At 61.3% G+C, this 4,637-nt stretch carries 5 protein-coding genes and 1 pseudogene; all 6 read right to left on the bottom strand.

What is annotated here, in order from left to right; genetic code table 11:
• A partial coding sequence (gene nqrF, locus BIS11_RS11330; RefSeq protein ID WP_253586067.1) for an NADH:ubiquinone reductase (Na(+)-transporting) subunit F occupies positions 1-870 on the bottom strand: 870 nt, incomplete at its 3' end.
• Between the two features lie 58 nt (positions 871-928).
• Positions 929-1,546 carry an NADH:ubiquinone reductase (Na(+)-transporting) subunit E gene (gene nqrE / locus BIS11_RS11335; protein ID WP_227390977.1) on the bottom strand — a complete coding sequence of 206 codons (618 nt, stop codon included), beginning with the start codon at positions 1,544-1,546 and terminating at the stop codon, positions 929-931.
• A gap of 1 nt (position 1,547) precedes the next feature.
• Positions 1,548-2,216, bottom strand: coding sequence for an NADH:ubiquinone reductase (Na(+)-transporting) subunit D (locus BIS11_RS11340; RefSeq protein WP_253423364.1), 669 nt, complete (start codon positions 2,214-2,216; stop codon positions 1,548-1,550).
• Between the two features lie 2 nt (positions 2,217-2,218).
• Positions 2,219-3,037, bottom strand: a complete 819-nt coding sequence (locus tag BIS11_RS11345) for a Na(+)-translocating NADH-quinone reductase subunit C (protein ID WP_253423383.1) — start codon at positions 3,035-3,037, stop codon at positions 2,219-2,221.
• Between the two features lie 19 nt (positions 3,038-3,056).
• Positions 3,057-4,286: an NADH:ubiquinone reductase (Na(+)-transporting) subunit B gene (locus tag BIS11_RS11350; RefSeq protein ID WP_253423366.1), complete on the bottom strand. Its 1,230-nt coding sequence runs from the start codon at positions 4,284-4,286 to the stop codon at positions 3,057-3,059.
• Between the two features lies 1 nt (position 4,287).
• A pseudogene (locus BIS11_RS11355) lies at positions 4,288-4,637 on the bottom strand (NADH:ubiquinone reductase (Na(+)-transporting) subunit A); the annotation flags it as partial.

Consider the following 4,637-nt stretch of genomic DNA (forward strand, 5'->3'; position numbering starts at 1 on the left):
CATCGGCGCCATGCCGGCACCACCGCCGATGAAGACCATTTCGGCGTCGGTGTCCTTGGCGAAGAACTCGCCGAAGGGCCCCATGACCGTGACCTTGTCACCCTTTTTCAGGCTGAAGACGTAGGTCGACATCAAACCGGGCGGGTGGCTGGAGTTCGGCGGCGGCGTCGCGATACGGATGTTGAACTTCAGAAGCCCTTTCTCTTCCGGGTAGTTCGCCATCGAGTAGGCGCGGATGACCTCTTCGTTGTTCTTGTGCGACACGTCGAACAACTTGAATTTTTCCCAGTCCTCGCGGTACTCCTCATCGATATCGAAGTCCGAGAATTTGATGTCGTAGGGCGGTGCCACCAGCTGGACGTAGCCGCCGGCGCGGAAGGCGACTTCCTCGCCTTCGGGCAGCTTCAGGTTCAGCTCCTTGATGAAGGTGGCGACGTTGGGGTTGGCGGTGACCTCGCACTCCCACTTCTTGACGCCGAACACCTCCTCGGGCACCTCGATCTTCATGTCCTGCTTGACCGGTACCTGGCAGGAGAGGCGCCAGCCTTCCTTCTTCTCGCGCATGGTGAAGTGCGACTCTTCGGTCGGCAGAATCGAGCCGCCGCCCTCTTCCACTCGGCACTTGCACTGGGCGCAGGAGCCGCCGCCGCCGCAGGCGGAAGACAGGAAGATGCCGTTGGCCGCCAGGGTGTTGAGAAGCTTGCCGCCGGCCTGGGTCGTCAGGGTGTTCTGGGGGTCGTCGTTGACCTCGATGGTCACGTCCCCGCTACTCACGAGCTTGCTGCGCGCTGCCAGAATGATCGCCGTCAGACTGATGACGATGACCGTGAACATGACAACACCGAGCAAGATGACGGATGTATCGATCATGTCGGTTTCCTATTGCTGGGGTCGTGCCGCGGGTCTTGGCCGCGACACGACCGGCCGATTAAAGCTGGATGCCAGAGAAGGACATGAAGCCCAGGGACATCAAGCCAACGGTGATGAACGTGATGCCCAGGCCCTGCAGTCCGCCCGGCACGTCGCTGTACTTCAGCTTCTCGCGAATACCCGCCAGGGCCGCGATCGCCAGCGCCCAGCCGGTGCCGGCGCCGAAGCCGTAGACCACGGCTTCACCGAAGTTGTAGCTACGCTCGACCATGAACAGCACGCCACCGAGGATGGCGCAGTTCACGGTGATCAGCGGCAGGAAGACGCCCAGCGCGTTATAGAGCGACGGCACGTACTTGTCCAGGAACATCTCCATGATCTGGACGAGGGCCGCGATCACACCGATGTAGGACAGAAGCCCCAGAAACGACAGGTCGATGTTCTCGGCGCCTTCGATGCCGGTCCAGGTCAGCGCACCCTCCTGCAGCAGGTAGGTGTAGACCAGGTTGTTGACCGGTACGGTGACGGTGAGCACCACGATGACCGCGATACCCAGGCCGATGGCGGAAGAGACCTTCTTGGAAACCGCGAGGAAGGTACACATCCCCAGGAAGAAGGCCAGCGCCATGTTCTCGACGAAGACCGAAGCGACGAAAAGGCTCAGATAGTGCTCCATGTTACACGGCCTCCTTCGGCTTGGTGTTTTCCTTCATCTTGAACTCGTTCTCCTCCACCTGCTCGGGGTTGATCGAGCGCAGCACCCAGATCAGCAGACCGATGATGAAGAAGGCGGACGGCGGCAGCAGTAGCAGGCCGTTGGAGATGTACCAGCCGCCATCCTGCACGGTGGGCAGCACGGTGAAGCCGAAGATGCTGCCGGCACCGAGCAGCTCGCGGAAGAAGCCCACGACCAGCAGCACGAAGCCGTAGCCCAGACCGTTGCCGATACCGTCGAGAAACGACATGCCCGGGGTGTTGGACATGGCGAAACCTTCGGCACGACCCATCACGATGCAGTTGGTGATGATCAAACCGACGAACACCGACAGCTGCTTGGACATCTCGTAGGCGTACGCCTTCAGGATCTGGTCCACCACGATGACCAGCGAGGCGATGATGGTCATCTGCACGATGATACGAATCGCCGAGGGGATGTGGTTACGAATCAGCGATACGAACAGGTTCGAGAAGGCGGTCACGAAGATAACCGCCAACGCCATGACCAGCGACACGCTCATGCTGGTGGTGACCGCCAGAGCGGAACAGATTCCGAGAATCTGAAGCGCAATGGGGTTGTTCTGGAATATAGGGCCTACCAGTACGCCCTTTACGTTTACATCCGCCATGATCAAGCCCCCTCAACGTCGTTGAAGTCGGTATCGGTGTCGTCGGCGTCTTCCGGCTCGGTGCCCTCGCGGAACTTGGCCAGGTAGGGACCGAAGCCCTCTTCGCTGAGCCAGAACTGCAGCATGTTGGTCACGCCGTTACTGGTCAGCGTGGCACCGGAAAGCGCGTCCACTTCGTACTCGCCGCTTGCGCTCTTGCTCAAGTGAATCGCCGGGGTGAGATCGCCTTCTTCATCGTAGATCTCCTTGCCCTCCCACTGAGCCTGCCAACGCGGATTGTTGACCTCACCACCAAGCCCGGGAGTTTCGCTGTGCTCGAAGTAAGTGATACTCACGATGGTGTTGCCATCGCCTTCGACCGCCAGGAAGCCGCGCATGCGCCCCCACAGGCCCTGACCACGGATCGGCAGAACGATCTGCTCCGGATCTTCCGGGTCGCCCACGAGATAGACGGTGGCATAGTTCTCGACGCGTGTAAGACCCGCGATGTCGCGATCACCCGAGAGCGTGCGGCCGGTGGCCGGGTCACGGGCGGCTTCGAAGCCATCGTACTCGTCCGGGTCGAACTGATCGGTGTAGTCGCCGGTCTCGAGCTCGACCACGCGGCCGGTGATCTGCTCGGCGAAGACTTCCTCTACATCCATACCCGGCTCATAGAGCTTGGCGACGTTGAGGATGTTGGTCTTGCGGTCGAGCTCCTGATTGAGCTGCTGCGCCGGACGCAGCGCCACGGCCGCCGTGGAGACGATCACCGAGCAGATGATACACAGCGAGAACGCCACCATTAGAATCTTCTTAATGGAGTTGTTGCTCTTTGCCATGATGACGGTGTTGTTGCTCTCAGCCATTAGCGGTCTCCTCAGCCGGTACGCCAGTGCGCTTGACACGACGCTTGATGTTGGCCTGGACGAAGAAGTAGTCGATCAAGGGCGCGAACAGGTTGGAGAACAGGATCGCCAGCATGATGCCCTCCGGGAAGGCCGGGTTCACCACGCGGATCAATACCGTCATCACCCCGATCAGCGCGCCGAAGACCAGACGCCCATGGTTGGTCATCGATGCCGAGACCGGATCGGTGGCCATGAACACCATGCCGAAGGCGAAACCGCCGATCACCAGATGCCAGTACCAGGTCATGGCGAACATCGGGTTAGTTTCGGAGCCGATCAGGTTGAACAGCGTACTGGTCGCCACCATGCCGAGGAACACCCCGAGCATGATTCGCCAGGAGGCGATGCGCGTCCACAACAGCACCGCTGCGCCGAGCAGGATCGCAAGGGTCGACACCTCCCCCACCGAGCCCGGGACGAAGCCGAAGAAGGCATCACTCCAGCTGAAGGTGTTGGAGAGCGTGTCCATGCCGTCCTGGAAGGCGACCGACAGTGCCGTGGCACCGGTGTAGCCGTCCGCGGCGACCCACACCGCGTCGCCGGAGATCTGCGCCGGGTAGGCGAAGTAGAGGAACGCACGACCGGTCAGCGCCGGGTTCAGGAAGTTCTTGCCAGTACCGCCGAAGATCTCCTTGCCGATCACCACGCCGAAGGTGATGCCCAGCGCCACCTGCCAAAGCGGAATGGTCGCCGGCAGAATCAAGGCGTAGAGCACCGAGGTGACGAAGAAGCCTTCGTTGACCTCGTGGCCGCGCTTGAGCGCGAACAGCACTTCCCAGAAGCCGCCCACGGCGAAGGTCACCAGGTAGATCGGCAGGAAATACACGGCGCCCAACGCGAAGTTGGACCACAGGCTGCCCGGGTCGTGGCCGGCGGCCAGCAGCATGAACAGCGACTCGCGCCAGCCCTCGAGCGGTGCGTAGCCCGCATCGATGGCGACGTTGGCCTGCCAGCCGGCGTTCCACATGCCGAAGAACATGGCCGGGAAGGTGCATAGCCACACCGTGATCATGATCCGCTTGAGGTCGATGCCGTCACGAATGTGCGCGGTGGTCTTGGCGACGCTCGGCGGGGAGTAGAAGATCGTGTCCACCGCTTCATAGAGCGGGTAGAACTTCTCGTACTTGCCACCCTTGTGGAAGTGCGGCTCGAGCGTGTCGAGTGTCTGTCGAATACCCATATCAGGCCTCTTTCTCGATCATGGTGAGATTGTCACGCAGGATAGGGCCGTACTCGTACTTGCCGGGACAGGCGTAAGTACAAAGGGCGAGATCCTCCTCGTCGAGCTCCAGGCAGCCCAGGTCCATGGCGGACTCGATGTCACCCACGATCAGCGAGCGCAGAAGCTGCGTCGGCATTACGTCCAGCGGCATCACGCGCTCGTAGTTGCCCACCGGCACCATGGCGCGCTCGGAGCCGTTGGTGGAGGTGGTCGGCGCGAAGTTGTGCAGGCCCTTGAACTTGGACAGGTAGATACCCATGACCGAGTGGCGGTTGGCGCCCGGCGAGAGCCAGCCCATGAAGGTACGCT

This window comes from Halomonas sp. 707D4 (genome assembly GCF_024158685.1).
Taxonomy (GTDB): Bacteria; Pseudomonadota; Gammaproteobacteria; order Pseudomonadales; family Halomonadaceae; genus Vreelandella.

Excerpts from the sequence above, each read along its gene's own strand:
- nqrE (WP_227390977.1), bottom strand. The coding sequence starts at position 1,546 with ATGGAGCACTATCTGAGCCTTTTCGTCGCTTCGGTCTTCGTCGAGAAC.
- BIS11_RS11340 (WP_253423364.1), bottom strand. The coding sequence starts at position 2,216 with ATGGCGGATGTAAACGTAAAGGGCGTACTGGTAGGCCCTATATTCCAG.
- BIS11_RS11345 (WP_253423383.1), bottom strand. The coding sequence starts at position 3,037 with ATGGCAAAGAGCAACAACTCCATTAAGAAGATTCTAATGGTGGCGTTC.
- BIS11_RS11350 (WP_253423366.1), bottom strand. The coding sequence starts at position 4,286 with ATGGGTATTCGACAGACACTCGACACGCTCGAGCCGCACTTCCACAAG.